The sequence below is a fragment of the Paractinoplanes tereljensis genome (genome assembly GCF_016862435.1).
In the GTDB taxonomy this organism is placed as follows: domain Bacteria; phylum Actinomycetota; class Actinomycetes; order Mycobacteriales; family Micromonosporaceae; genus Actinoplanes; species Actinoplanes tereljensis.
In genome coordinates, this window is record NZ_BOMY01000039.1 from 45,276 (window position 1) to 68,412 (window position 23,137).

Annotated in this window: 20 protein-coding genes; 5 read left to right on the top strand and 15 right to left on the bottom strand. The window is 70.3% G+C overall.

Translation table 11 applies throughout. The features are described from left to right. Nucleotides 1–12 precede the first annotated feature (12 nt). Nucleotides 13–555 (bottom strand): cupin domain-containing protein, encoded by a 543-nt coding sequence (locus Ate02nite_RS29810; protein ID WP_239147794.1) that lies wholly within the window; start codon nucleotides 553–555, stop codon nucleotides 13–15. Between the two features lie 178 nt (nucleotides 556–733). Between Ate02nite_RS29810 and Ate02nite_RS29815 the strand changes: the two genes are divergently transcribed. Beyond that, nucleotides 734–1,339, top strand: a complete 606-nt coding sequence (locus tag Ate02nite_RS29815) for a helix-turn-helix domain-containing protein (RefSeq protein ID WP_239147795.1) — start codon at nucleotides 734–736, stop codon at nucleotides 1,337–1,339. Nucleotides 1,340–1,366: 27 nt separating this feature from the next. Here the strand turns inward: Ate02nite_RS29815 and Ate02nite_RS29820 are convergent, their stop codons facing one another. The 7 genes from Ate02nite_RS29820 to Ate02nite_RS29855 all read right to left on the bottom strand — a co-directional run bounded on the left by Ate02nite_RS29820 (nucleotide 1,367) and on the right by Ate02nite_RS29855 (nucleotide 15,275). Next, a complete protein-coding gene (locus Ate02nite_RS29820; protein WP_239147796.1) occupies nucleotides 1,367–2,362 on the bottom strand; it encodes an LLM class flavin-dependent oxidoreductase in 996 nt (331 codons plus the stop codon). Continuing rightward, nucleotides 2,362–2,685: a TIGR04076 family protein gene (locus Ate02nite_RS29825; protein WP_203811171.1), complete on the bottom strand. Its 324-nt coding sequence runs from the start codon at nucleotides 2,683–2,685 to the stop codon at nucleotides 2,362–2,364. The genes Ate02nite_RS29820 and Ate02nite_RS29825 overlap by 1 nt, the downstream gene beginning before the upstream one ends. Next, nucleotides 2,682–3,917, bottom strand: coding sequence for an amidohydrolase family protein (locus Ate02nite_RS29830; RefSeq protein ID WP_203811172.1), 1,236 nt, complete (start codon nucleotides 3,915–3,917; stop codon nucleotides 2,682–2,684). The genes Ate02nite_RS29825 and Ate02nite_RS29830 overlap by 4 nt, the downstream gene beginning before the upstream one ends. 120 nt (nucleotides 3,918–4,037) lie before the next feature. Beyond that, a complete protein-coding gene (locus Ate02nite_RS29835) occupies nucleotides 4,038–8,855 on the bottom strand; it encodes a hypothetical protein (RefSeq protein ID WP_203811173.1) in 4,818 nt (1,605 codons plus the stop codon). A gap of 111 nt (nucleotides 8,856–8,966) precedes the next feature. Next, nucleotides 8,967–10,946, bottom strand: coding sequence for a cellulase family glycosylhydrolase (locus Ate02nite_RS29840; protein WP_203811174.1), 1,980 nt, complete (start codon nucleotides 10,944–10,946; stop codon nucleotides 8,967–8,969). Nucleotides 10,947–11,019: 73 nt separating this feature from the next. Next, nucleotides 11,020–13,953: a glycoside hydrolase family 43 protein gene (locus Ate02nite_RS49045; RefSeq protein WP_239147797.1), complete on the bottom strand. Its 2,934-nt coding sequence runs from the start codon at nucleotides 13,951–13,953 to the stop codon at nucleotides 11,020–11,022. A gap of 146 nt (nucleotides 13,954–14,099) precedes the next feature. Then, on the bottom strand, nucleotides 14,100–15,275 hold the full coding sequence (locus Ate02nite_RS29855; RefSeq protein WP_203811175.1) for an SDR family NAD(P)-dependent oxidoreductase: 1,176 nt from the start codon (nucleotides 15,273–15,275) through the stop codon (nucleotides 14,100–14,102). 58 nt (nucleotides 15,276–15,333) lie between these two features. Between Ate02nite_RS29855 and Ate02nite_RS29860 the strand changes: the two genes are divergently transcribed. Further along, nucleotides 15,334–15,990 carry a TetR/AcrR family transcriptional regulator gene (locus Ate02nite_RS29860; protein ID WP_203811176.1) on the top strand — a complete coding sequence of 219 codons (657 nt, stop codon included), beginning with the start codon at nucleotides 15,334–15,336 and terminating at the stop codon, nucleotides 15,988–15,990. Between the two features lie 167 nt (nucleotides 15,991–16,157). Here the strand turns inward: Ate02nite_RS29860 and Ate02nite_RS29865 are convergent, their stop codons facing one another. The 3 genes from Ate02nite_RS29865 to Ate02nite_RS29875 all read right to left on the bottom strand — a co-directional run bounded on the left by Ate02nite_RS29865 (nucleotide 16,158) and on the right by Ate02nite_RS29875 (nucleotide 17,820). Further along, the gene (locus Ate02nite_RS29865; RefSeq protein ID WP_203811177.1) at nucleotides 16,158–16,433 is read right to left on the bottom strand and encodes a hypothetical protein; all 276 of its coding nucleotides are present in this window, start codon (nucleotides 16,431–16,433) and stop codon (nucleotides 16,158–16,160) included. Nucleotides 16,434–16,496: 63 nt separating this feature from the next. After that, nucleotides 16,497–17,246: an anti-sigma factor domain-containing protein gene (locus Ate02nite_RS29870; protein ID WP_203811178.1), complete on the bottom strand. Its 750-nt coding sequence runs from the start codon at nucleotides 17,244–17,246 to the stop codon at nucleotides 16,497–16,499. Then, nucleotides 17,227–17,820 carry an RNA polymerase sigma factor gene (locus Ate02nite_RS29875; protein ID WP_203811320.1) on the bottom strand — a complete coding sequence of 198 codons (594 nt, stop codon included), beginning with the start codon at nucleotides 17,818–17,820 and terminating at the stop codon, nucleotides 17,227–17,229. The genes Ate02nite_RS29870 and Ate02nite_RS29875 overlap by 20 nt, the downstream gene beginning before the upstream one ends. Before the next feature lie 169 nt (nucleotides 17,821–17,989). On the opposite strand from Ate02nite_RS29875, the gene Ate02nite_RS29880 reads away from it, so the two are divergent. The 3 genes from Ate02nite_RS29880 (at nucleotide 17,990) to Ate02nite_RS29890 (ending at nucleotide 19,946) form a co-directional block, all read left to right on the top strand. After that, nucleotides 17,990–18,823 carry a DUF4397 domain-containing protein gene (locus tag Ate02nite_RS29880; RefSeq protein ID WP_203811179.1) on the top strand — a complete coding sequence of 278 codons (834 nt, stop codon included), beginning with the start codon at nucleotides 17,990–17,992 and terminating at the stop codon, nucleotides 18,821–18,823. A gap of 13 nt (nucleotides 18,824–18,836) precedes the next feature. Then, nucleotides 18,837–19,538, top strand: coding sequence for a class F sortase (locus tag Ate02nite_RS29885; RefSeq protein ID WP_203811321.1), 702 nt, complete (start codon nucleotides 18,837–18,839; stop codon nucleotides 19,536–19,538). A 183-nt stretch (nucleotides 19,539–19,721) separates the two neighbouring features. Next, nucleotides 19,722–19,946, top strand: coding sequence for a hypothetical protein (locus Ate02nite_RS29890; protein WP_203811180.1), 225 nt, complete (start codon nucleotides 19,722–19,724; stop codon nucleotides 19,944–19,946). A gap of 69 nt (nucleotides 19,947–20,015) precedes the next feature. On the opposite strand, the gene def is transcribed toward Ate02nite_RS29890, so the two are convergent. The 4 genes from def to Ate02nite_RS29910 form a co-directional block, all read right to left on the bottom strand. Further along, a complete protein-coding gene (gene def / locus Ate02nite_RS29895; RefSeq protein ID WP_203811181.1) occupies nucleotides 20,016–20,549 on the bottom strand; it encodes a peptide deformylase in 534 nt (177 codons plus the stop codon). 254 nt (nucleotides 20,550–20,803) lie between these two features. Further along, nucleotides 20,804–21,685 carry a dioxygenase family protein gene (locus Ate02nite_RS29900; RefSeq protein WP_239147799.1) on the bottom strand — a complete coding sequence of 294 codons (882 nt, stop codon included), beginning with the start codon at nucleotides 21,683–21,685 and terminating at the stop codon, nucleotides 20,804–20,806. 196 nt (nucleotides 21,686–21,881) lie between these two features. Then, nucleotides 21,882–22,274 carry a nuclear transport factor 2 family protein gene (locus tag Ate02nite_RS29905; RefSeq protein WP_203811182.1) on the bottom strand — a complete coding sequence of 131 codons (393 nt, stop codon included), beginning with the start codon at nucleotides 22,272–22,274 and terminating at the stop codon, nucleotides 21,882–21,884. 2 nt (nucleotides 22,275–22,276) lie between these two features. Next, nucleotides 22,277–23,083, bottom strand: a complete 807-nt coding sequence (locus Ate02nite_RS29910; protein WP_203811183.1) for an MBL fold metallo-hydrolase — start codon at nucleotides 23,081–23,083, stop codon at nucleotides 22,277–22,279. Nucleotides 23,084–23,137: the final 54 nt, after the last annotated feature.

Below are 23,137 nucleotides of genomic sequence, written 5' to 3' on the forward strand. Positions count from 1 at the left end.
CGGAGGCTCCTGTCAGGGGTTCGGGGGTGTCACGGCGACCACGAACCGGGCGGTCACCCGGCCGGCGTTGAGGTAGCGATGGGCCAGCCGCGAGTCAAAGGTGATGCTCTGGCCGGGGCTGATGCGGTACTGCTCGCCCGCCACCTCGGCGGTCAGCTCACCCTCGATGACCAGCGCACACTCCGTCGAGGCGTGCGCCCAGCCCTGCGCCGAGCTGCACTCACCCGGCTCGAGCCGGCCCAGCAGCACCTCCAGGTCACCCCGCCCGGGGGTGAGCCGCTCGTAGGCGTTGTGCCCGCCCGACGCGGTCAGCTGTGGCCGGTCCCCGGGCCGGCTGATGTGCACCGCCGGCGCGTCCGGCTCCTCGAACAGGCTGGAGATCGGCTCGTCGAAGACCGCGGCCAGCTTGCGGATGGTCGACAGGCTCGGGTCGGTCGCATTGTTCTCGATCTGACTGAGCAGCCCCGGCGAAACCTCGGCCGCCGCGGCCAGCTTCCGCAGCGACAGGCCCCTCTTCGTCCGCAGGTCGCGCAGCCGGTCCCCGATCACTGCCACACCACCTCGCCTCCACCCGACACGTGGAGATCACTACACAACCCGCGTCACCGTTTAGGCAAGGCATACGCTGTTTAGTTCGTGTAAACGGGCAGGCCGAAATCGGTCAGCAGGCCCACTTACCCGACAACCCGATTTAGGTACGATCGAACAAGATTTCGTCACGCAGGAGGTCAGCGTGCCCGTCACGGAACCGGTCAGGGACACCTCGCCGGCACAGGTCGGTCCGCGCATCCGTGAGTTCCGCAAACAACGCGGCCTGACCCTGCGCAGCCTGGCCGCGCGCTCCGGGCTGTCGATCGGCTTCCTGTCCCAGGTCGAGCGGGGCATCTCGTCGATCGGGCTGACCGCGCTGGGCAGCGTAGCGAGCGCGCTGGGGCACCCGGTGTCCGAGTTCTTCGGCGACATCCCGGCCGCGAACGACCCGGTCGTCGTGCCGATGGCCGGCCATTTCACGCTCACCCGCGGCGAAAATGCCGCCACGCAGTACGTTTCCGGCCAGCAGACCTACCGGATGCTGTCCGAGCGGGGCGCCGGCCTGGTGCTGGAGCCGATGATCGTGCACATCGCGCCGGGCGGCCGGCGGGAGAATGCCTACGGGCACGCCGGCGAGGAGTTCGCCTACGTGATCTCCGGGGAGCTGCTCTACGAGGTCGACGGCGTGGAACACCGGCTGCACCCGGGCGACAGCGTCCACCTGCGCTCCTCGGTGCCGCACCGGATGTACAACGACACCGGCACGGTGACCACCGTGGTCTCGGTGGTCACCCCGCGGCTGTTCTGACCCCGCGCTGTTCACCAGGGTGAAATCCTATCGGGACAGCAGGGGCAGGACCTCGGTGCCGAGCAGGTCGACGCCGCGCTCATCGGTGAGGCCGTGCGGGGTGCCGAACTCGACCCGGTGCACCCCGGCGTCGATCAATGCCTGAGCCTGCTTCGCGACCTGTCCGGGGGTGCCGGAGAAGGCGAACCGGTCGAGCACGTCGCCGGGGATCAGGCGGCCGGCGGCCTCGTGCTCGCCGGCGGCGACCAGCCGGGACACCTCGGCGACCAGGCCCGGCGGCAGGGTCACGGTGGGGTCGAGGTCGGCGACCACGGCCAGGTACATGGCTACCTCGGTGCGCGCCCTGGCGCGGGCTGCCTCGCCGTCGGTGTCCACGACCGTGACCGCGCCCAGCACGATGCCGATCTCGGCGACGTCCCGGCCGGCCGCCGTGGCACCCGGCCGGAGCCGTTCGCGCATCACCGCGACCATGTCCGGGTTGGCGCTGCCACCCACCTTGATCTCGTCGGCGATCCGGCCGGCCAGCGCGGCACCGCGGGGCCCCCACGCGCCGAGCAGCAGCGGCACCCGCGGGCGATGCCGGTCGTAGCGGAGCGCGGCGCCCGCCTGAAGGGTGAACATCCGGCCGGCGTACCCGGTGCGGTCGCCGCTCAGCAGCCGGCCGACGACCTCGGCCGCCTCGGCCAGCGCGGTGAGCGGGCGTGGCTGCGGCAGGCCGACCGCGTCCAGCCAGGTGCCCCGGGCCAGGCCCAGGTAGGCCCGGCCGTGCGAGGCCAGATCGAGCGCGGCGATCTGCCCGGCGATCTCGTACGGCGCCATCGAGTACGGGTTCAGGCAGGCCGGCCCGAGCCGCACCCGGTTGGTGGCGCCGGCCATCTCCAGCAGCGGGAAGATCGGCGGCTGGTACATCAGGTCGCCGAACACGGTGAGCACGTCGAAACCGGCCGCCTCGGCCGAGCGCGCCAGCCGGGCGTACGCGCCGGCCGGTTTGTCGCTCTGCAGGCCGAGACCGATCTCCACCATCAGGTGAGGTCCGCCGAGTTCATCCGCCGCTTGCCGGTGCGCTCCACCTTCATCACCAGACGCTCCCCCGGGTCCGGGCAGATGAAGTGGGAGTCCTGGGCGAGCCAGTCACCGGCGGCGAGCTCGCGCTGCTTGGCGGCGAGGAACGGCAGCACCGAGGCGAGCGCGTACACGCAGAAGTGTTTGCCGTCGGGGATCGTCAGGTGCGCGCTCTCGGTCAGGTCGAAGTGGTCGCCGACCGCCATGCCGCACACCGACCGGCCCTCGATCCGGTCGACGCTGACCCGCAGGTCGTAGATCTCCATGTCGCCGTCGTCGCTCATCGCTGCTCCTCATCCCGGACTAGGCGGCCGCCCTTCATCACCCAGCGCACGCCGCGAAACGCCGAGGTGTCGTCCAGCGGGTCGTCATCCATCGCGATCAGGTCGGCGTACTTGCCCTCCTCGACGGTGCCCAGGTCGTCCTCGGCCCCCAGCCACCGGATCGGGCCGCGGGTGCCGGCGTGCAGCGCCCGCGCCGGGCCGAGTTGCTCGGCCAGATTTTCCAGCTCCCGGACGGTGGCGTTGGTGCCCTCGAACGACCAGAACGGCGGCATGTCGCTGCCGAGCAGGATCTCCACCCCGGCCTCCACCGCCATCGCGAAGCTCTCCAGGTGCCGCGGGCCGGCGCCGAGCGAACGGCACTGCATCCACTCCGGCACCCCCAGCTCGTCGAAGAACTCCTTGCAGCGGGTGACCAGCAGGGTCGGCACCAGCGCCGTGCCGCGCTCGGCCATCCGGGCGGCGACCTGCGGGGTGAGCTGGTAGCCGTGCTCGACGCAGTCAAGGCCGAGCTCGACCGCGGCCGCGATCACCTCGGCCGGGCCGGCGTGCGCGGTGACTTTGCGGCCCCAGGCGTGCGCGGTCTCGATGACCGCGGCCATCTCGTCGGCGAACAGCTGCGGGGTGGCGATGCCCTCGTGCTCGCCGGCGATCCCGCCGGAGATCATCACCTTGATCAGGTCGGCGCCGGCCTTGATCTGGCTGCGAACGCCGTGCCGGAACCCGACCGGGCCGTCGCACTCCATCGTGTCGCCGCTCTCGTGACCGTGGCCGCCGGTGCAGACCAGTGCCCGGCCGGCCGTGTACATCCGCGGCCCCGGCACCCAGCCGGCCCTGATCGCCCGGCGCAGCGCGAAGTCGGCGTGGTCCTTCTCGGCGACGTTGCGGACCGTGGTGACCCCGCAGTCGAGCGTGCGGCGGGCCCCGTCGGCCATGTAGAGAGCCAGATCGTGCGGACCGAGGTCCTTGACGCCGTCGCCGCCGCTGCCGGGCAGCGACAGCGAGAAGTGGGTGTGCATGTTGACCAGGCCGGGTGTCACGTACGCGCCGTTCAGGTCGCGTTCGACGACCGGCCCGGCGGCCCGGGCGCGGGCGGCGACCTCGGCGTAGGGGCCGGTCGCGGCGATCCGGTCGCCGTCGATCCACACCCCGGCGTCCTTCTGCGGTGACACGCCGTCGAGCACCCGGGCGTCCACCACGGTGCAGTTGCCCAGAAGCTGGTTCGGCAGAGCCATGAACGGAGTTCTACCGCATAACGTGAGAGTGAACAAGGGTTCCGATCTTGTTCACAAAAGGCCCGATGAGCTGCGAGGAAAGAGTTCCCACCCGTTCACACAGCCGACACAGACGCCTGTTCACGGTTGGCCCGGCTGCGGCGTGACCTGAAACGCGATCACGCCGCGCTCGGTACCCGCCACGACGTGCCCGCCTCGTCCGGCGACCGCCAGAATCGGCGTGTCGAGCACGATCTTCCGTTCCGGTTCGGCGCCGACACCACCGAGCAGCAGCGCCGGGCCCGCCGCCAGCGCCAACCGGCCGTCGCCGAGGTGGGCCAGCCCGTTGACCGCCGCGCCGGCGCGGACCTCGCCCGGGTGCGACACCTGGCGTTCCCGCCGTAGCGACCAGCGGCGATGCCGACCCGCCGTCAGATTCCAGGCCCGGACGGTGCCGCCGGCGTCGGCGGTGACCGCCACCGGATGTTCGTCGACCTGGTACACCGCGACGGCGGTGACGGCGGCGGCGTGCCCGATCAGCGGCTCGCCCAGCGGGTGCCCGGTGGCGAGGCTCCACAGCCGGACGGTACGGTCCGCCCCGCCACTGACCACGATGTCCGTTTCGTCGATTCGCCCGACCGCGACGCAGGTGATCCCACCGGTGTGCCCGGTCAGCGGCCCGCCCCGGGCTCGGCCGGTCGCCAGATCCCACAACCGCACGGTGCGATCGTGACCGCCGGTGACCAGCACGGGCTCCCGGTCGACGCGGCCGGCAGCCAGGCACGCCGCCCCGCCGGGGTGCCCGGTCAGCGGGTCTCCGAATGCCCGGCCGGCGGCGAGGTCCCACACCCGGACGGTCCGGTCCGGCCCGGTGGACACGGCGACGCTGCGGCGGTCGACCTCGGCCAGGGCGAGCGACGTCACCGGAGCGGTGTGACCGGTGAGCGCCACCCCGACCGGCTGCCCGGTGTTCAGATCCCAGATCCGTACGCGGTGGTCGGCGCCGCCTGCGACCACCACCGCAACGCCGTTCAGGTCGCCGACCGCCACGGCGTCGACGGCGTCGTGCTCGAACTCGGCGTATTCCAGAGGCGTGCCGGTGGCGAGGTCCCAGACCCGGATGGTGTTGTCGTGCCCGCCGGAGACGACGACCGGGGTGCCTTCGCGCTCCACCACGGCCACCGCCCGGACACCGCCGCTGTGCCCGGTCAGCGGTTTGCCGACCGCCTTGCGGGTCGCCAGATCCCACACCCGCACGGTCCGGTCGTCGCTGCCCGAGACCAGCACCTCCCGCTCGTCGAGCCGGGCCACGGCCAGGGCGGTGACCGTGCCGTGGTGTCCGGTCAGCGGCCGGCCGAATTGCTCGCAGGTGGTCAGGTCCCACAGCCGCACCGTGTTGTCGGCGCCACCGGAGATCGCGACCGGCCGCTCGTTCACCTCACCGAGCGCCACCGCCCAGACGGTGCCGGAATGGCCGGTCATCGTCTGCTCGACCGGGCGGCCGCTGTCCAGATTCCACAGCCGCAGTTGTTTGTCGCGTCCGCCGGAGACGGCGATCGGCCGATCATCGAGCCGGCCGGCGGCGAGTGCGGTGACGCCGCTGCTGTGGCCGATGCCGTTGTGCAGCTCCACCAAGGCGTCCAGGTCCCAGACGCGCACGGTCTGGTCGTCGCCACCGGACACCGCGACCGGGCGGCCGTCGATCTCGGTCAGCGCCACCGCCCACACCCAGGCGCTGTGACCCGTCAGCGGCCCGCCGAGTCGCCGGTGTTCGAGGAGATCCCACAGCCGCACGCGGAAGTCGGCGCCGCCGGAGACGACGACCGGACGGCCGTCGCGGTCGCCGGCCGCGATCGACCAGACCGCACCGGTGTGGCCGGCGATCGGCCGGCCGATCGGATGGCCGCTCAGCAGGTCCCACACCCGCAGGGTGTGGTCGGCACTGCCGGAGACCACGATCGGTGTCCCGTCGAGGCTCAACGCGGCCAGCGACATCACCGAGTCGCTGTGTCCGGCGAACGGCCGGCCGGAGTGCCATTTCAGAGCCAGATCCCACAGCCGTACGGTGTGGTCGTGGCCGACGGACACCACGACCGGCCAGCCGTCGACGTGTCCGAAGGCGACGGCGGCGACCCCGCGCGTGTGGCCGGCGAGCGGCTCGCCGACGGTGCGGCCGGTGACCAGGTCCCAGGCCCGTACGGTCCGGTCGTCGGAGCTCGACAGGACGAGCGGTGCGCCGTCCAGGTCGGCCAGGGCGAGGCCGGTGACCGCCTCGGTGTGACCGATCAGCGAAGACCCGATGGGGCTGTGGCTGCTGACGTTCCACCGCCGGACGATGCCGTTCTGATCCGCCGTGACGGCGATCGGCACCTCGTCGTGGACGGCGAGGACCACCGCGGTCAAGGGCGCGTCGTGCCCGCTGATCGGCTTGCCCAGCAGGGCGCCGTCGGCCAGGTCCCAGACCCGCATGGTGCTGTCGTGCCCGCCGCTGACCACGATCGGGGATCCGTCGAGCTCGCCCAGCGCCACCGCGGTGACCGCACCGGTGTGCCCGGTCAGGGGCGGGTTGATGGGGCGGCCGGTGTCCGGATCCCACCGCCGCACGGTGCCGTCCCGTCCGGCCGAGACCAGCCAGGTGCGCCCGCCGACGGCGCCGAGTGCGAGCGCGGTGACGCCACCGGTGTGCCCGGTCAGGGGCTCGCCGATCGGCGAGCCGGTGACCAGGTCCCACCTTCGGATCGTCCGGTCGTCGCTGCCGGAGACGGCCACCGGGCGGTCACCGATCCAGCCGGTCGCGACGGCGGTGACCCCGGCGGTGTGGCCGCACAGCGGCTCGGCGATCGGCTCGCTGCTCGTCAGGTCCCACAGACGCAGGGTGTGGTCGTCGGAGCCGGTGACGGCCACGTCGGCGCCGGCCCGCTGGCCGACCGCGGCGCACAGCACGGCGCCGGTGTGCCCGGCCAGCGGGCGGTGCGGGAGATCCACGTGCCATGACGCCCACCGGGCCGACCACGGCCGCGGGAACTCGGCGAAGGCGTCGGCGAGGGCGGTCGCCCCACCGCACCGGGCGGCCAGCTCCAGGTAGGCGGCGTGGGTACCCTCCGTGGCCTGCTCCTCGGCCCGGCGGTACGCGTCGACCGCCGCCTGGGCGGCCTCGCTGCGGGCCGCCGGCAGCGCGGCCACCATCTGGGGGTGGGCTGCGACGATGAGGAAGCCGACATCGGTGAACAGGTCGTCCACGTCCTGTCCGGCGGCGGCGTGGGTGATCAGATGGGTGCGGGTGTACGCCTGCGCGTCCGCCCAGCTCGGTCCCCGCCCGGCGCGCAGCGCACCGGCGATGGCGCGGTGGTCGGCCGTCTCGTCGCGGCCGGCGCGCAGGCAGTCGGCCAGGGCGGCGTGGCTCAACCGGTACACGGACTGGCCGTCGCTCAGGTCCTCCACGAGGTAGCCGGGCACGCTGTCGCAGAGCCAGCACACGTCGTCATGCCCGTACCGGTCGCCCGGGTGCAGCGCCTCGGCCAGTGCCGGCCAGGTGTCCTCCCACGGCAGGCCGGCTCCCTGGGCGTACGCCAGCGGCAGCAGCAGCGCCCGGGCCCGGGCGGCATCGTCCCCCAGCCGGCCGGACAGGTCGGCGTTCACGGCCGCGCTGAGGTCATCGGGCAGCGCCGCGAGCCTGGCACCGGCGGCGACCGACGCGGCGACGATCCGGGCGGTGAGGAACGACCGTCCGGGCGCCGCCGCGATCGCCTCGGCGGCCCGGGCCGCCGCGTCCGCCGTCGCGAACGACCCGTCCGGCATCGCCCGCCGCAGTTCCTCGCCGGCCAGTTCGCGGACCGCGTCGCGGTCGAGGTACTCCGCGGCATCCAGGTCGACGATCTGCGCCTCGGCGACGAACAACGGCAGCAACTCACTCCGGGCGGCGAGCAGCACCCGCAGCTCACCACCGTAGGCCGCGAGCAGGGCCGACACGGCACGGATCAGCTCCGGCGGGTCCACCGCCTCGTCCACGCCGTCGACCACGACGGTCAGTGGCCGGCCCGCCTCCAGCGCAGCGGTGATCCGGGCCACGACCGCGTCCTCGGTGCGGCCCTCGGCGTCCAGCCAAAGATGGGGGCCGGTGCCGGCCGCGGCCCGCAGCAGTGCGGACTTACCGGAGCCGGCCACCCCCGTGACCACCTGCAGGGCCGGGGCGTCCCGGCCGCCCGCCAACCAGCCGGTGACGGCGGCGAGGGCTGCGCGGCGGCCGATGAACCGCGCCGCGGCGACGGCAGTGGGCGTGTACCGGGGGTTCGGAAAGGTCACCGCCGCCGTCCCGGCTGACCCGAAGCTGTGGTGGGTGACGGTCAGCGCCTCGGACGCGTTCCCGCTCGACAGGTCGGCTCGCAGCGTACGGACGATTCCGGCCGGCGTCAGCAGCGGTTGGGCGGGACCACCGCTGGCCGGCAACATCGCGGCACGGGCGAACAGAACGGCGAACGGCGAGGGTGCCTGGGCGGTGGCCGGGGTCGTGGCGAGGACCACCTCCAGCACGGCGCCGTCGGCCGCAGTTGCCGGCACCGCCCAAGCGGCCGCCTCGGGATCACCGCCCACGTCCAGCAGGAGCGCGAGCCGGCCCATCGGGGCAGCACCGGCGAGCAGCGATGCCACGATCTTGCCCACCCGCACACCCGGCGCGTCGCCCGGCGGCTCGGGCAGCAGCACCAGGTCGTCCTCGACGACGGAGCCGCGGGCGGTGATCGCTACGACCAGGGTGTCGCCGCCGGCGCACTCGCCGGCCAGGTCGCGCAGCTGCTCACACAGCGTGTCGGCGCGGCCGAGGTCCAGGTCCGGCCCCCGCCGGAAACCGAGGGACGTGGTGAACAGCGCCGCCACCGGGTCGCCGTCCTCGGGACCGGCAGCCGCCACGGTCGTCACGAACAGCCGCCCCGCGCTGCCCGGTGTCGAAGGATCGGGGGTCATCGGCCACCTCGCGTTGCGCACCTGAACATACGAAATGCTAGGTTTGCGAAGCCTGTGAGGGGTGCGAACCCGTAACCTGACCCGGGTTTGGTGCCAGACCGCTCTCGCGGGTTATTCGATGCGGACGTTGTCCAGGTCCACCGTTCCCGGGTTGAGGTAGATCCAGAGCACGCGGACGTCGCTGAGTGCGGCGCTGTCGCAGGACATCTGGGTCTGCAGGTCGATCGTCGCCGTCGTCGTGGTGTCCTGGTTGATCCAGGTGAAGCCGGACTGGCACCAGGCGAAGCCGGACCCGGTCTGCACCGCGATCGCCGCGTTGGTGCCCGCGGCCGGGCTGGTGCGCAGGTCGTACTTCAACGCCGACCGGCTCGACATGTCGACGGGCTCGGCGAAGGTGACGCCGAACCAGCCGCCGTCGGCCGCCGCGACGCGCAGGCCGTGCGTGCCCTCGGTGGCGAACTCGGTGGTCTGTTCTACGGTGCCCGCGTTCGTCTGCCAGGACGCGGACGCCCAGCCTTCGACGCCGTCCTCGAACGAGTAGAGCAGCTGCGCCGCGGCCGGGTCCGGCTTGACCGTCACCGTCACGGTGGCCACGTTGGACCAGCGACCGGCCTGATCCTGTAGCACGTACGAGGTGATCGCCTTGCCGGCGAAGCCGGTCTGCGGGGTGAAGGTGAGCGCGCCGGCGCTGTCGGCGGTGAAGACGCCGCCGGTGACCGAGACGCTGGTCCGCCGTCCCGCGGTGGCCGGGTCGAGGTCGATGCTCGCCGGGCGGATCCTGGTGCGGTAGGCGATGTCGTTGGCGGCCGGTTGCAGGGTCACCGGGGTATTCGCCGCGGTGATCGCGGTGTCGTTGTCGGCGACCGGCGGGAGCGACCGCTGCCCGTGCGCGATCTCGGTGGTGGCGTTCGAGATCGTGGTGCAGACCGGGCTCGGGCAGTAGACGGTGAACCCGTCGTAGTCCGGGTAGAGCGTGCCGTCGTCCTGGGACCCCGACAAGATCCAATACAAGAAACCATTCCCGCCCGTACGGGTAAAGGTGTTGGTCCATTCTTGATAGATCGGGTTTCGGGTTGCCTTGTCCTTCCAGCCGAACTCGCCGAGCATCACGGCCTTGCCGAGCTGCTTGGCGGCGGTGTTGTGCCGGGTGATGTAGTCGTCGGCCCATTGCGGCGTGCGGTTGCCCCAGCCGTCCGGGTACAGGTGGTAGGACATCACGTCGACGGACGGCAGCGAGGCCAGCGCGATGCTGTCCACGCCCTCGCCGCAGTTGTCGATCCAGTCGGGCGCGTCCGGCCCGTCGCAGAAGAAGCCCTCGTCGCCGACGCTCACCAGGTGGTTGCGGTCGAGCGACTTGAGGTACGAGGTCATCTCGCCGGCCCAGCCGGTCAGCGTGTCCGTGGTGCAGTGGTCGCTCTGCGGGTAGATGCCGGAGCCTTTGCAGCGCGGCTCGTTGCCGAGCTCCCACGTCATGATCGTCGGGTCGTCCTTGTACTTGACGCCGGTGATCGTGTTGACCCGGTTGAGGACGTGGCTCAGGTAGTCCTGGTACCAGCCCTTGATCACCGGGTCGGTGTAGAAGTCGTCGTGGTACGAGGCGCCACGCCAGCGCACGTACTGGTCGATGCCGCCGAAGTCGGACCAGTTGTTGGTCAGCGGCAGCACCAGCCGCTGCCCGGCCTGTTGGGCCGCGTAGATGACGTAGTCGAGGCGCTCGAGCCCGTTCGGCCCGTCGTTGAAGGCCGGCTTCGCGCCGTCCCAGTACTGGAAGTACACGCCGTCCGGCGCCGGGGCGACCGAGTTGCTGCCGTCGGCGTTGCCGATCAGGCCGAACGCCCAGGTCCGCATCACGTCGAAGCCGGCCGTCCGCGCGTCGGCGAAGACGTCGTCGACCATCGCCCGGCTCTTGTAGAACAGGTAGTAGTTGTTGGTGCCGCCGAAGCGGAACGGTTTGCCGTTCAGCTTGAGCGTGCTTCCGGAGCGGGTGACAAAACCCGCGTTCGACGCCGGCTGCACCGCGGCGACGGCCGGGCCGGCCGCGACGAGCACCCCGGCAAATGCAGCGAGAACAGCGACGATGGCTCTCCGCATGACACGGTCTCCTCGGTAGCAATCGACCACGACCGATGTTCAAGCTAGCAGTTTCGGGAGCGCTCCCATAGGCTTAGCAGACGCCGCCACCGCCGTCGTTGCCGAAGTAGCGGTCCTCGAAGAACTTGATGCTCCAACCGGTGTCCGTGTTGGCGCCCGGGACGTTCTGCCGGCTGTAGGTGCAGCCGCCGCGCCAGCCGAACCCGCCGGAGAACCACTCGCGGTTCGCCCAGCTGTACGCCGTTCCCTTGGGCACGGCGTGGTACATCAGCGGGAAGTTCTTCCCGGCCGGCGGGCTGGTGCCGATGTCGCCGTCGAGCAGCACGAAGCTGTGACTGCCGGGGCCATTGGCGTACAGGGCCGGATCCCAGCCCGCCATCATCGTGTCCCGGTTCGAGCCGAACAGGCAGCCGTTGGACTTGTACCAGTCCCACACGTACATCGGGTCGCCGCCGGCCCGCAGGCGCAGGTCGGCGATGCAGTACTGGTCGCTCCAGGAGCCGTTCGCCGAGTACGTGATGTGCAACTGGCCGTTGGGGTCCTTGAGAGGCGCCGGCGCCTCGTTGATGTAGGGATTGCCGACGATCCTCTCCCACGGCTCGCGCGCCTGCGAGATGATCTTTCGCGGGCCCTTCACGTCGGACGGGCTGGTCATCTCGGCGATGTAGATGTTCTGCTCGATGTTGGAATCGCCCTCCCAGCCGGACCAGACGAACCACATCTTGCTGCCGAAGTAGAAGGCAGTGCCGTCCACCGACCACTTGTCGTCCGGCAGATTCAGCTTGATCGGGTCGCTGAACCCGCGGTCCGGCGAGTTGGACCAGGTGTAGTACATCCGCTGGCCGGCGCCGCCGTCGCCGGAGGCGAAGTAGATGGCGTACACCTTGGTGTTCAGAGCGGCGGTGACCTTGACCAGCTCGGGCGCCCACACGTTGGGCATGTTCTTCGGGGCCGACCAGATCAGCGCCTTCGGCGCTCTGGCCAGGTCCGGCACGGAGGCCGCCGATCGCGAGTAGATGTTGCCGCCGTCCGACTCGACCGAGTAGTACGTGCTGCCCACCCGCATCACGCTCGGGTCGGCGGCTCTGAGGCCGGTGCGTCCGGGCGTGGTGGCACCGTTGGTGGTGCAGGCGCCGCCACCGCCGTCGTTGCCGAAGTTCCGGTCCTCGAAGAACTTGATGCTCCAGCCGGTGTTGAGGTTGTCGCCCGGCACGTTCTGCCGGCTGTACGTGCAGCCGCTGCGCCAGGCCCAGCCGCCGGCGAACCGCCGGCGGTTGTCCCAGCTGTACGGGATGCCCTTGGGCACGGCGTGGTACATCAGATCGTTGTTGTGCCCGGCGCCCGGGCTGCTGTTGATGTCGCCGTTCTCCAGCACGAACGTGTGATGCCCGGGACCGTTGACGGACAGCGTCGGGTCCCACTCCGGCATCATCGTGGCGCGGTTGGAACCGAACTCGCAGCCGTTGGACTTGTACCAGTCCCACACGTACGTCGGGTCGCCGCCGGCCCGCAGGCGCAGGTCGGCGATGCAGTACTGGTCGCTCCAGGAGCCGTTCGCCGAGTACGCGATGTGCAGCTGGCCGTTCGGATCCTTGACCGCCTCCGGGCCCTCGTTGATGGTGGGGTTGCCGACCACCTGTTCCCAGGGCTCGCGCGGCTGCGAGATGACGTACCGGGCCCCGGTCGGCTGGGTCGGGCTGTTCATCCGGGAGATGAAGAGAGTCTGCTCGCCGTCGGCGTCGCCCACCCATCCCGACCAGACGAACCACCGCTGATTGTTGAACGTGAAGGTGGTCCCGTCGATGGCCCACTTGTCGTCCGGCAGGTTGAGCTTTTGCGCGGCGGTGAACGCCACCCACGGGGAGGTCGAGCTGATCACGTACATCCGGTGGGCGCTGCCCCGGCCGGCCGAGAAGTAGACGTAGTAGCGGCCGTCGATCCGTACGATCTCCGGGGCCCACACTTCGCCGATGTTGGTCTCGTCGGCCCAGAGCAGCGAGCGTGGCGCCGTGGGCAGTGCGGCCGGACCGGCGGCGGTTCGGAGGAAGATCTTCGCCCGGCCCGGTTCGGACGAATCGACCTCGACGGAGTAGTAGGTGCCGCCGACGCTGATGGTGCTCGGGTCAGCCCCCTTGGTGGGAATACTGTTCGGCCTGATCAGGGCGGCCGCCTCCTCGAGCTTCGCGACGATGGTCTCGGCGAGCGAGGTGAGCTGGGCGGCGACCCAGACCAGTGCGTCGGCGATCCGCTGCCCCGCCCAGCGCGCCGAGGTCTTGGCGAACTCCACGAAGGCGTCCCGGAACTTGATCAGCAGAGGCCGCATGTTCGCCTTGGCCCACGCGCTGGTGAACTCCCAGGCGTCCGCTCCGATCGACCTGATCACCGCGATCGCCAGGTTGAGCCCCCACGCCTCGGCGCTGGTCAGCTTGCCATCGACCCACTGGATGATGATCCCGCTGATCAGACTGCCGAGAAAGGTGGCGACAGCCGCGCAGACCGGACCGGACACCGGCGCTCCCACCGGGAAGAAGCCGATGCACAGGTACCGCGTGGTGAGCTTGATGATCTCACCGACCACCACCGCGATGATGTAGTAGTACCAGGAGGCCTGCGGCTGCACCTCCGACCCGGAGATCACGACCCGCAAACCGGTGCTGGTCACCGAGATGTCGCCGTCAAATGGATGCCGCGGAATGGATGCCCGGAGCGGCGCGTCCATCTCGTACGTTTCCATGTCCTGATAGATCGTGTCGCTGAGCCGGGCGTTCTGACCCTCGGCCTCGTCGACGAACCGCTGCAGCAGCGCGGCGTCAAACCCGGCCGGCATGGAATAGTCGATCTGCACGTCGCCGTCGGCCACCAGGGCCATCTGGAAGTCGCCGATCGGCGACGAGGAAGCCGGCTCCGTGGCCGACGCCCCCTGAAACGCCCGGCCAGGAGTCCCGGCGACGAGCACAACGAGCACCAGGAGGGCGGCCAGCGAAGGCCCCAGACGCCACGATTTCATTCGACTCACCCCTGTCGATGGAATCGCTTGATGATCGCCGCGCTCCGTGACCTCCCCACAGACACGCTGTGAACGAACAATGACGAGTCTCAATATCCCGGCTCGATGGCCGGGGCAGCCCTCAGGCCGCCCCGGCCGGTGACGAGTCAGACGTGGTCGATCGCGAGGTCGGTGACCTGGTCGCCCTTGATGCCGAACACGAACGCGAAGGACAGCGGCCCGCCGGGGAACTCACCGTCCCCGGAAGCCACCAGCCGGTCGCCGGCGAACGAGGTCAGCGTGAGCACGACTTCGGGGTTGATCAGGTGCCCCTGGATCCACTCGCGGATCTCGGCCTCGCCGGCGTAGGTCGTCCCGTCATCGAGCACGGTGGCCCCGTCGCCGAAGACCGCGGCCAGCGCGTTCAAGTCGTGCGCGTTGGTGGCCGCGATGAAGTTCTCGACAGCCTTGGGAAGAGCGCTGGTGTCCATTTCCGCTCTCCGATCATGTTTCGCGAAGTCCGCACCGCGCGAGAGCTTCTCGTTCGCGTGCAGTTCCTCGAGTGCGGTCTCGTGCATCGCAACAACGACGTCGTAGCCGGAGTTGCCGAGCACGATCCGGTGCGGCGGAACGGGTGCGTTCATCGCGCTGATCACGGCCTGCACTCCGCGTTCGGGGTCTCCCGCCTGCTTGCCGTCATGGTCCACGAACGCCGCCTTGACGCCCTCGACCATCGGCACGTAGGCGTCGACGGTCTCGTTGACGGGCTCGTCCTGGAAGCCGGCGAAGGCCCTGGTGCGGAACGCTCCCGGCTCCACGACGAGCACGCGCACACCGAACGGCTCAACTTCCTGGCGCAGTGTCTCCGACAGTCCTTCGACCGCGAACTTCGCCGCCGCGTAGTAGCCGAAACCCTGTACGCCGACGAGGCCTGCCACCGACGACATGTTCACGATCCAGCCGTCGCCGCGTGCCCGCATGCCTGGCAGGACCGCGCGGATCACGTCGACCACGGCGAACAGGTTGAGGTCGAACGTGCGGCGGATCGTCTCGTCCGGGGCCCCCTCGACCGAGCCGAACCAGCCACGGCCCGCGTTGTTGACGAGCACGTCGATCCCGCCGAACCGCTCCTCGGCCGTCCTGACCGCCGCACGCACCTGGTCGGCATCGGTGACATCGACCCGGACAACCAGCACCCGGTCGCCGTGCGGTTCGGCCCATTCCTGCAGTTCAGAGGGCCGCCGCGCGGTCACGACCACCTGATCGCCCAGTTTCAGTGCGGCCTCGGCATAGACCAGGCCGAACCCTCCGGGCGTCCCACCCGTGATGAACCAAGTCCTCATGGACTTCTCCTTTCGCTACACGGCGCAATGTAGCGCTACATGCGCTACTGTAGCAATCATGCAGAACGCACGGGATCGACTCCTGCTCGCCGCGGCGGAGTTGCTGGAGGGCGGCGGCACGGTGTCCACGAGGGCGGTGTGCGAACGCGCCGGGGTGCAGGCCCCCACGCTGTACCACCACTTCGGCAGCAAGCAGGGCCTGATCGACGCCGTGGTGAACCACGGCTTCACGCAGTACACAGCGGTCGAGAGCTCTGGCGACCCGCTGGACGACCTGCGCGAGGGCTGGGACAGGCACGTGCGGTTCGGGCTGGAGCACCCGTCGTTCTACGGGCTGCTCTACGGCCGCGCCGAGCCGGGAAAGCCCTGCGCCGTCACCGCTCCCGCACACGCCGCGTTACGCGAGCGGCTCACCGGCGCCGCCGCCCAGGGCCTGCTCAAGGTTCCGGCGGAGGATGCCGCCGAACAGGTGCTCGCCGCCAACGTCGGCATCACGCTCACCTTGATCAGCCAGCCGGAGCCGGATTTCGGGCTGTCCGCACGCGTCCGCGAGGCCGCGCTGGCCGGAGTCCTGCACACGCCCTCCGCCGCCGCGCCCGCGACCCGTGCGAGCGCCGCACTGACGCTGCGTGCGCTGGTCGGCAACGACCCGGCCGACCTCACCCCCGGCGAACGCGCACTGCTCGGCGAACTGCTGGACCGCCTGGCCCGCTAGAGCACGCGGCGTTTCTCCGAAGAACCCGAGCCGGACTCGGCGGCGGCCAGACCGGCCGGTCCGGCCCCGACCACCACCACATCCGGGGTACGCCCACCGGGCCGGCGGCCGTCCTCCGCCGTCCCTACTCCTCCACCCCGTACTGCGCGAGGCGCTGGAACTGCTCGTCAGTGCCCGTTGACGTAGTCGGTGCTGGTGGTCGGGCGGCCGGTGTCGCTGGTGATCCGGTATGCGAAGGCGGCCTGCCCGATCGCGTCGTCGCTGCCGGTCAGGTCGAAGACCAGGTTCTGCAGGAACTCGTCGCCCGGAAAGACAGCCTGGCCCGGGGTGGTGTCGCCGGCGCACAGCGCGGTGGTGCGGGCGAGCTCCCGCGGGTTGTTCCCGGCCTCGCCGACCGGAACGCCGGAGACGACCAGCGTGACCCGCCCGCGGCCGGTGCACACGAGCGAGAGCGTCAGCTCCCCCATGTAGCCGGCCGGCCGGGCGGACAATCGCGGCGAGAACTGCTATTGACGTAAGCGCCCTTGCAGCATGCTGGTGCCGTGCTGCTGCTGACCGAGCTGCTGCGTTGACACGTCGACGATGCTGAACCGGGTGAGATCGCTCGCGGCCGCCGGCACGTTCAGGGCCGCCGAACCCGGCGAGCCGATGGGAACCATCACGCTACGGCCGTCGTAGAGCCAGACCGAGTAATACCCGCCGGTCGTGGGCATCCCGGACATCGCCACACGCATCTCCAGCCCGTGGCCGGTGTCCACGATCGTCGCCCGTCCTTTCGCCGCGGCCGGCGCTGCGGGCTGCGCAACGAGGTCAGCCTCGGCGACGATCCGCTCGGCGGCCGGGCGTCTCGACCACGTGACCGCGGCCGCTGCCACGGCGGCCAGCACTACCGCCGCGCCTACCGCGACCGGGAGTCGCCATCGGGGACGACGAGCCCGCGCACGGGATCGTCCGGTCGCGGCCGAAGTGAACGAGCGCAGGCCCGCCGCATCGTCGCGGGGAGCCGCGTCATTCGGTGCTACCTGCGTCTCCGGCGTCTCGAAGGCGGCTGCGGCGATCCGGGTCCACAGGTCTTCCGACGGCGCCGGCAGGTCGCGGACGTGCTGGGACTGCCGGCCGATGGTGACCGTCGCGCGGGTGGCGGCCAGGTCAGCGTCACAGATGTCGCAGGTCCGCAGGTGTCCGGTTTCGGAGGCGTCCGGGTCCTGCTCACCGAGAGCGATGAGCACCAGGCGTTCAGGATCCAGATGCGGCACGGTCGACCTCCCATCGGCTGCGCAGCCGCGCCAGTCCGCGGCGTAGATGACTTTTCACGGTACCCAGCGGCATTCCGGTCCTCGCGGCGATCTGAACGTGGGTCAGATCGTCGAAGAAGCTCAGTTCCAGCACGCAACGCTGGGCCGGTTCCAGGGTGCTGAGCTCATCAGCGATCACCAGCCGGTCGACCACGGTGTCGGCCCCCGCCTCGGCGTCATCGACACCGCTGTCGAGCTGACGCAACGTCGCGGCCACTCGGTCCTGGCGTGACTTCAGCCGCAGCGTGTCGATGGCCTTGCGGCGGGCGATGCCCAGCAGCCAGGCGATCGGACTGCCGAGATCCGGCTCGTACCGCTCACGGCTCTGCCACGCCGCGACGAACGTCGCCTGCACCACGTCCTCGGCGTCGTAACGGTTGCCGACGGTGGCGTACGCGAGGTGGAGCACGGCCGCACCGTACCTGTCATACATCCACCGCAGTGCGCGTTCGTCGCCCGATTTGAACCGGTCGACTATCTCTTCGTCACCGCCGATGCCCGAGCGGTCGATCGCATTCACCGCTTTCGCTGCCATCCCCCATTGACCGCCCGACCCTAACGTCTCGGAATCTCCCCCGCCATTCGGTGCCGGAGGCGTCCACGGATGCACCCGGCCCAGGAAATCTTTCTTCCTCGCGGCGCATCCGTGCGTACCGCAGCCGACGAATCGATCGGCAAACGCGGATTGATCAGCGGAGGTAACTGTGTTCCACAAACGCGTACGGCGCGTAGCTCTGGCCGGCCTCGCCCTCACCGTCACCGTCGCCACTGGCCTCGGCATCTCCTCGACACCCGCCGCGGCCGCCGACACGTCGCAGGTGTCGGTCGTGCACGGCATCCCCGGCCAGCCGGTTGACGTGTACGTCAACGGCAAGAAGACCCTCACGTCGTTCAAACCGGCCACCGTAGCCGGACCGCTCGCGCTGGCCGCCGGAACCTACGACGTCGCACTGACCAAGCCGGGCGAGCCGGTCAGCAGCGCGCTTCTGGAGAACAAGTCGCTTCAGGTACCCGGAGGCAAGAACCTCAGCCTGGTCGCGCATCTCGACGGCTCAGGGAAACCGGCGCTGACGGCCTACATCAACGACACCTCCAAGATCAAGGCGGGAATGGCCCGGCTGGTCGTCCGGCACGACGCGCAGGCCCCCGCGGTCGACGTACGGGCCGGCGGCAAGCCCGTCTTCTCCGGTCTGACCAACCCGAAGGAGGACATGGCCGAGGTCCCGGCCGGCACCGTGAAGGCCGACGTGGTTCTCGCCGGCACCACGACCGTCGTGCTGGGTCCGAAGGACCTCGATCTGGCCGCGGGCAAGGACACCATCGTCTACGCGATCGGATCGGCCGAAGGCAAGTCCCTGGCGCTTGTCGCCCAGACCATCGACGGCCTCGGCGGCGCGCCGGGCGGAATGCCGGCCGGGACCGGCGGCCAGAACGCCACCGGCGTCTCCCCCGCCTGGTACGCGCTGACCGGGTCCGGTCTGCTGTTCCTGCTCGCCGCCGGCCTGACCCTGGTCCGGCGTCGCCGCGTCCGTGCCTGAAACCGACGGCGGCCTGCCCTCCGGGGCAGGCCGCCGGCCCCGGCGGCGGCTCGGCATAGCCGTGACCCTGCTGGCGATCGGCGCCGCGATCCTGGTCGGCGCCGGGCTGCTGCGGCACCGCGAACAGCCCGCGCCGAACGTCGGCGTCGGCCACGTCGACCGCTTGGCCGGAGTCGCATCCCCGCCGCCGGCCGCCGCATCGCCGCCGACAGTCACCGCAAGCGAGATACCGACGCTGGCAGCGACCTTGCCCACGTCGGCACCGGTGATCCGGCCGGCCCGGATCCGCATCGACCGGCTGAACGTGTCGGCCACCGTCGTCCCGGTCGGGGTGGACGCAGCGGGAGAGGTCGTGGTCCCACCGAGTGTGGACACGGTCGGCTGGTACCGGTACGGACCTGGCCTCGGCATGCCCGGCTCGATGGTCGTCGCCGGGCACGTCGACAGCGCCCAGCAGGGCAACGGCGCCTTCGCCCGCCTGCGGATGCTCGGCACCGGCGACCGGGTCGAAGTCACCGGCACCGACGGGCACGTCGCCGCCTACCGCGTCGTCGGCCGCGAGGAATACCCGAAAGCGACCATCCAGCTCGACCGTTACTTCACCAGCACCGGCCCGCAGCGGCTGACCCTGATCACCTGCGGCGGACCCTTCAACCAGGCTACCGGCCACTACCGCGACAACGTCGTCGTCACCGCAGTGCCCGCGTCTTCCTGACGTCCGCCAACCTTTGAACGCAGTTGACCAGGGGAGGTGTAACGAATCAGCGGCGAAACCGTCCCTCTGGCACGAAGATCATCGATCCTTGGGTAGATCTTCACCACCGTCAGATGGCAGGCACAGTCGCTCGGCGCGAGGCGGCGCATCTCCTCTCTACCCCCGTCGGCCTTGGAGCCCCGCATGAGCAGATCGATCTCACGTGAGCAGTTCCCGGCGGTCCATGCCGCAGCCGCTATCGCTCTTGTCGCCACGGGCCTCATCTCGCTGAAGTTGGTCGGCGTGGTCGACTGGCCCTGGCCGGCGGTCCTGGCCCCGTTGTGGGTGACCGCGGCATTGGTGGAACTCTTCATCGAGCTGCTTCTGATCCTGGCGTTCCTGGCTTTGCGACGATCCCCGAGCCACTGAACGTAGCGGCGTCCCCAGCCGCTGACTCGCCCCGGCCGGCGATGCGCACGACGCGGCGGAAACCCTGGATCAGTGCGGGCTGATCTTGACCCGTTCGGGTGCCCAAGCCGCCTCACCGATGGTGCGGAGGATCCGCTCTATGCCGTCCGCGTCCTGCCGGTCGACGAAGAGCACACCGTCCAGATGGTCGGTCTCGTGCTGAATGCAACGGGCCAACAGTCCGTTGCCTACGATCTGCACGGGATCGCCGTGCTTGGTCAATCCCCGGGCGACGACGTTCATCCGTCTCCTGGTGTCCAGGTAGATGCCCGGGATGGAGAGGCACCCCTCAGGCCCGTTCTGCTCCTCGTCGTCGGGGAACTCGAGCCCCGGGTTGATGAAATGGTCGAGCTTGCTGTCGTTGCCCGGCAGGTTCGGGTTGATGGCGAACAGCCGCAGACTCACGCCGATCTGTGGGGCGGCGAGACCCGCGCCGCCCGAGTCCATCAGCGTCTCGTTCAGGTCTTTGACGAGCGTGGCCAACTCCGCGTCGAAACTGGCCACCGATACTGCGGCCTGCCGCAGCACCGGATCGCCGATCTTGCGGATAGACAGAACGGTCATGTGCTACCTCCATATTGCTGGTCGCGGTTCATCCTTCCGCATACGGAGGGGCCCTCATCGCGGAGCTCGCTCAACGGGATCAACAAGCTTGTAGACCGCCGCCCAGGGCGCACGCAACGCCGATCTTCGCCACGACCGATTCCTGCGCGCCAGAGCTGGCCGATGCCATGCGCTACCAGCGAGGCGTCATCCTCTGAGCACCGCCGGGCGCTCCAGTAGCGCAGCTCGGCGGGGCCGAGGCCAGGACCGAAGCATCAGGTACGAGTTCGCACGGCTACGGCCAGGGTGGCGTGGTAGCCGCCAGTGGCGTTGCCGCCCATTCGAGCGGTCTGCCGCGCCGCTCGATCGTCGCGGAACACCATGTCGGTCGCCAGGCTGATGTCGGCAAGGTTCGACACCGAACTCTCGTACCCCGGCTCCCGGTAGGCTGCCTCGCTGACATCCTTCGGGAAGGCCAGTTGCGATGTGGCGATCACGGTGGTGTGGTCGGTGATGCTGTCCCGGTCGGGGTAGACCTCGAAATGGATATGCGGCCAGCGTCCTGGATAGCAGCCGGGGAAGACCGTGGTGAACCGGACCGCGCCGGTGCTGTCGACGATCTGGACGCCACGGAGAAAGGTCTGCTGGGCCACTCCGTCGGAGTACATCGAATAACGCCCAGCTTGGTCGCACTGCCAGATGTAGACGGCCGCTCCGGCGAGGGGCCGGCCGCCGTCGGCGAGGTCGCTGATCGACAGTTGCAGGGTCAGCGGCACACCGGCGGCCACGATCGCCGGATTACCCAGGTTCGTACGGATGTCGCCGCGTACGATGCCGCTACGTTCCAGAACGTCCGGGCCGTTGGATCCGTCGCCGGGGAACGGGCCCTGAGTCTCCTCGGGAATTTCGGCGCTCGCCGCCGCGACCGACGAGGTGACCCCGGCCGCCGGGGCGCCGCCGGTGGCCGCCGGCGCGCCGGCAGGCTCTTCGGCGCAGGCGGCGATACCCAGGACGGCCGCTCCGGCGCCCATCACTCGCAGGAGCCGGCGGCGGCTTATGAGGGTGGCGAGGTCGAAGCCAAGCCCTTGGTCGGTGACCTCCTCGTGCGGCCGGGGAAGTCGACGTCCCTGATACTGAGACTGCGGGCTCTGATGCACGATCCTCCTATCGGGGTTGGACTACCGACGATGACTGCGAGGTTCTGGCCACTGGCAGCACCCGGGCCGGCGGGACGACCATGCGCACGGCGGCGCAGTCCGGCCGAGTGCGGTGACCTCCAGCATGATCAAAGAATCCCTGAAGAACTTGCAAAGGCGCTGGGCAATGGCTGAAGAACCCCTGCGACCGCGTCGGTCAGGGCTGTGCCGCGTCGCGGACGCCGGCAGTGTCGGTGAATTGCTCGAATCGGACGATCCTGCCGCCGCGGACGACGAAGTGGTGGGCGACGCGTACGTCCAGAGGTTTGCCGGTGGCCCGGTTGACGGCGGTGTATCGGGCGAGCACGACCACGTTCTCGCCGTCGGCGACGTAGGTGTCGTCGTGCGCGGTCCAGTCGTCCCACTCCGCCGCGAGCTTCTCCATCACGTTGGTGGTGACGCCTTCGGGGGTCCGGTAGGTACCGGCGAGCGGGAACCCGGCCATCTCGGTCCATTCGACGTCCGGGGCCAGGGTGGCGCGCAGGGCCTCCAAATCGCCGGCGGCGGAGGCCAGGTACTGGCGGCGGACGACGTCTGCGGGTGCGGTCATGGTCAGCCCCAGCTCATCTCGCCCTTGGCGACCTTGGCGCCGATCTGGGCGGCGATCAGCATGCCGTGGTCGGGGAAGCGCCGCACGAGCGCCTCGGTCAGGGCGGCCCCGTCGGCGGCCAGGCTCAGCTCCTCCTCGAAGGCCACCAGGTAGTCGCGGGTACCGGTCACGGCGCTCAGGTCGGCCGAGGTGCCGGGCAGCCGATGCCCGGGCACCACGAGCTCGGGGCTGAGCCCGGCGATCTCGTCGAGCGCGGCGATCCAGGCGGCCCGCTGCTCGGGGCGGGCAGTGTCCGCCGTCCAGACATGCTCCCGCTGGAACAGCAGGACACCGCCGAGGACAGCGCGGTGCTCGGCCTGCCACAGGTAGTGCCGGTCGGGCAGCTCCGCCGACCCGCCCTTGAGCTCGAACCGGTAGCCGTCCAGGGTGAGGTCGCCGTCGAGCGGTTTGATGTCGACGAGCCGGGTGGGCAGGTTGGCACCGGCCGACGCCCAGGCCTGGAGCTTCTTGTCGTACGAGCGTCCGATGTGGGCGATGACGTGCGGGGTGGCGACGACCGTGGCGTCCGGGAAGGCGTCGGCGATCACCTCGGCCCCGAAGTAGAAGTCCGGATCGCCGTGGCTGATGACCAGCGAGGTCAGCCGTTTACCGGAGTCGAGCACCGCGGCCGCCAGGCGGTGACCGTCGGCGCGGGTGAAGCCGGCGTCGACCAGGATGGCCTCGGCGTCGCCGGTGATCAGGGTGGCGGTCTTGTTCCGGCTGCCGACCGGGAAGTCGAGGTCGAATACCTGGAAGTCCAGCGTGCTCATGGTTTTCCCGTCTGGAGGATTGCCTCTTTGCGTCAACGGTAGGATCCGGTCATG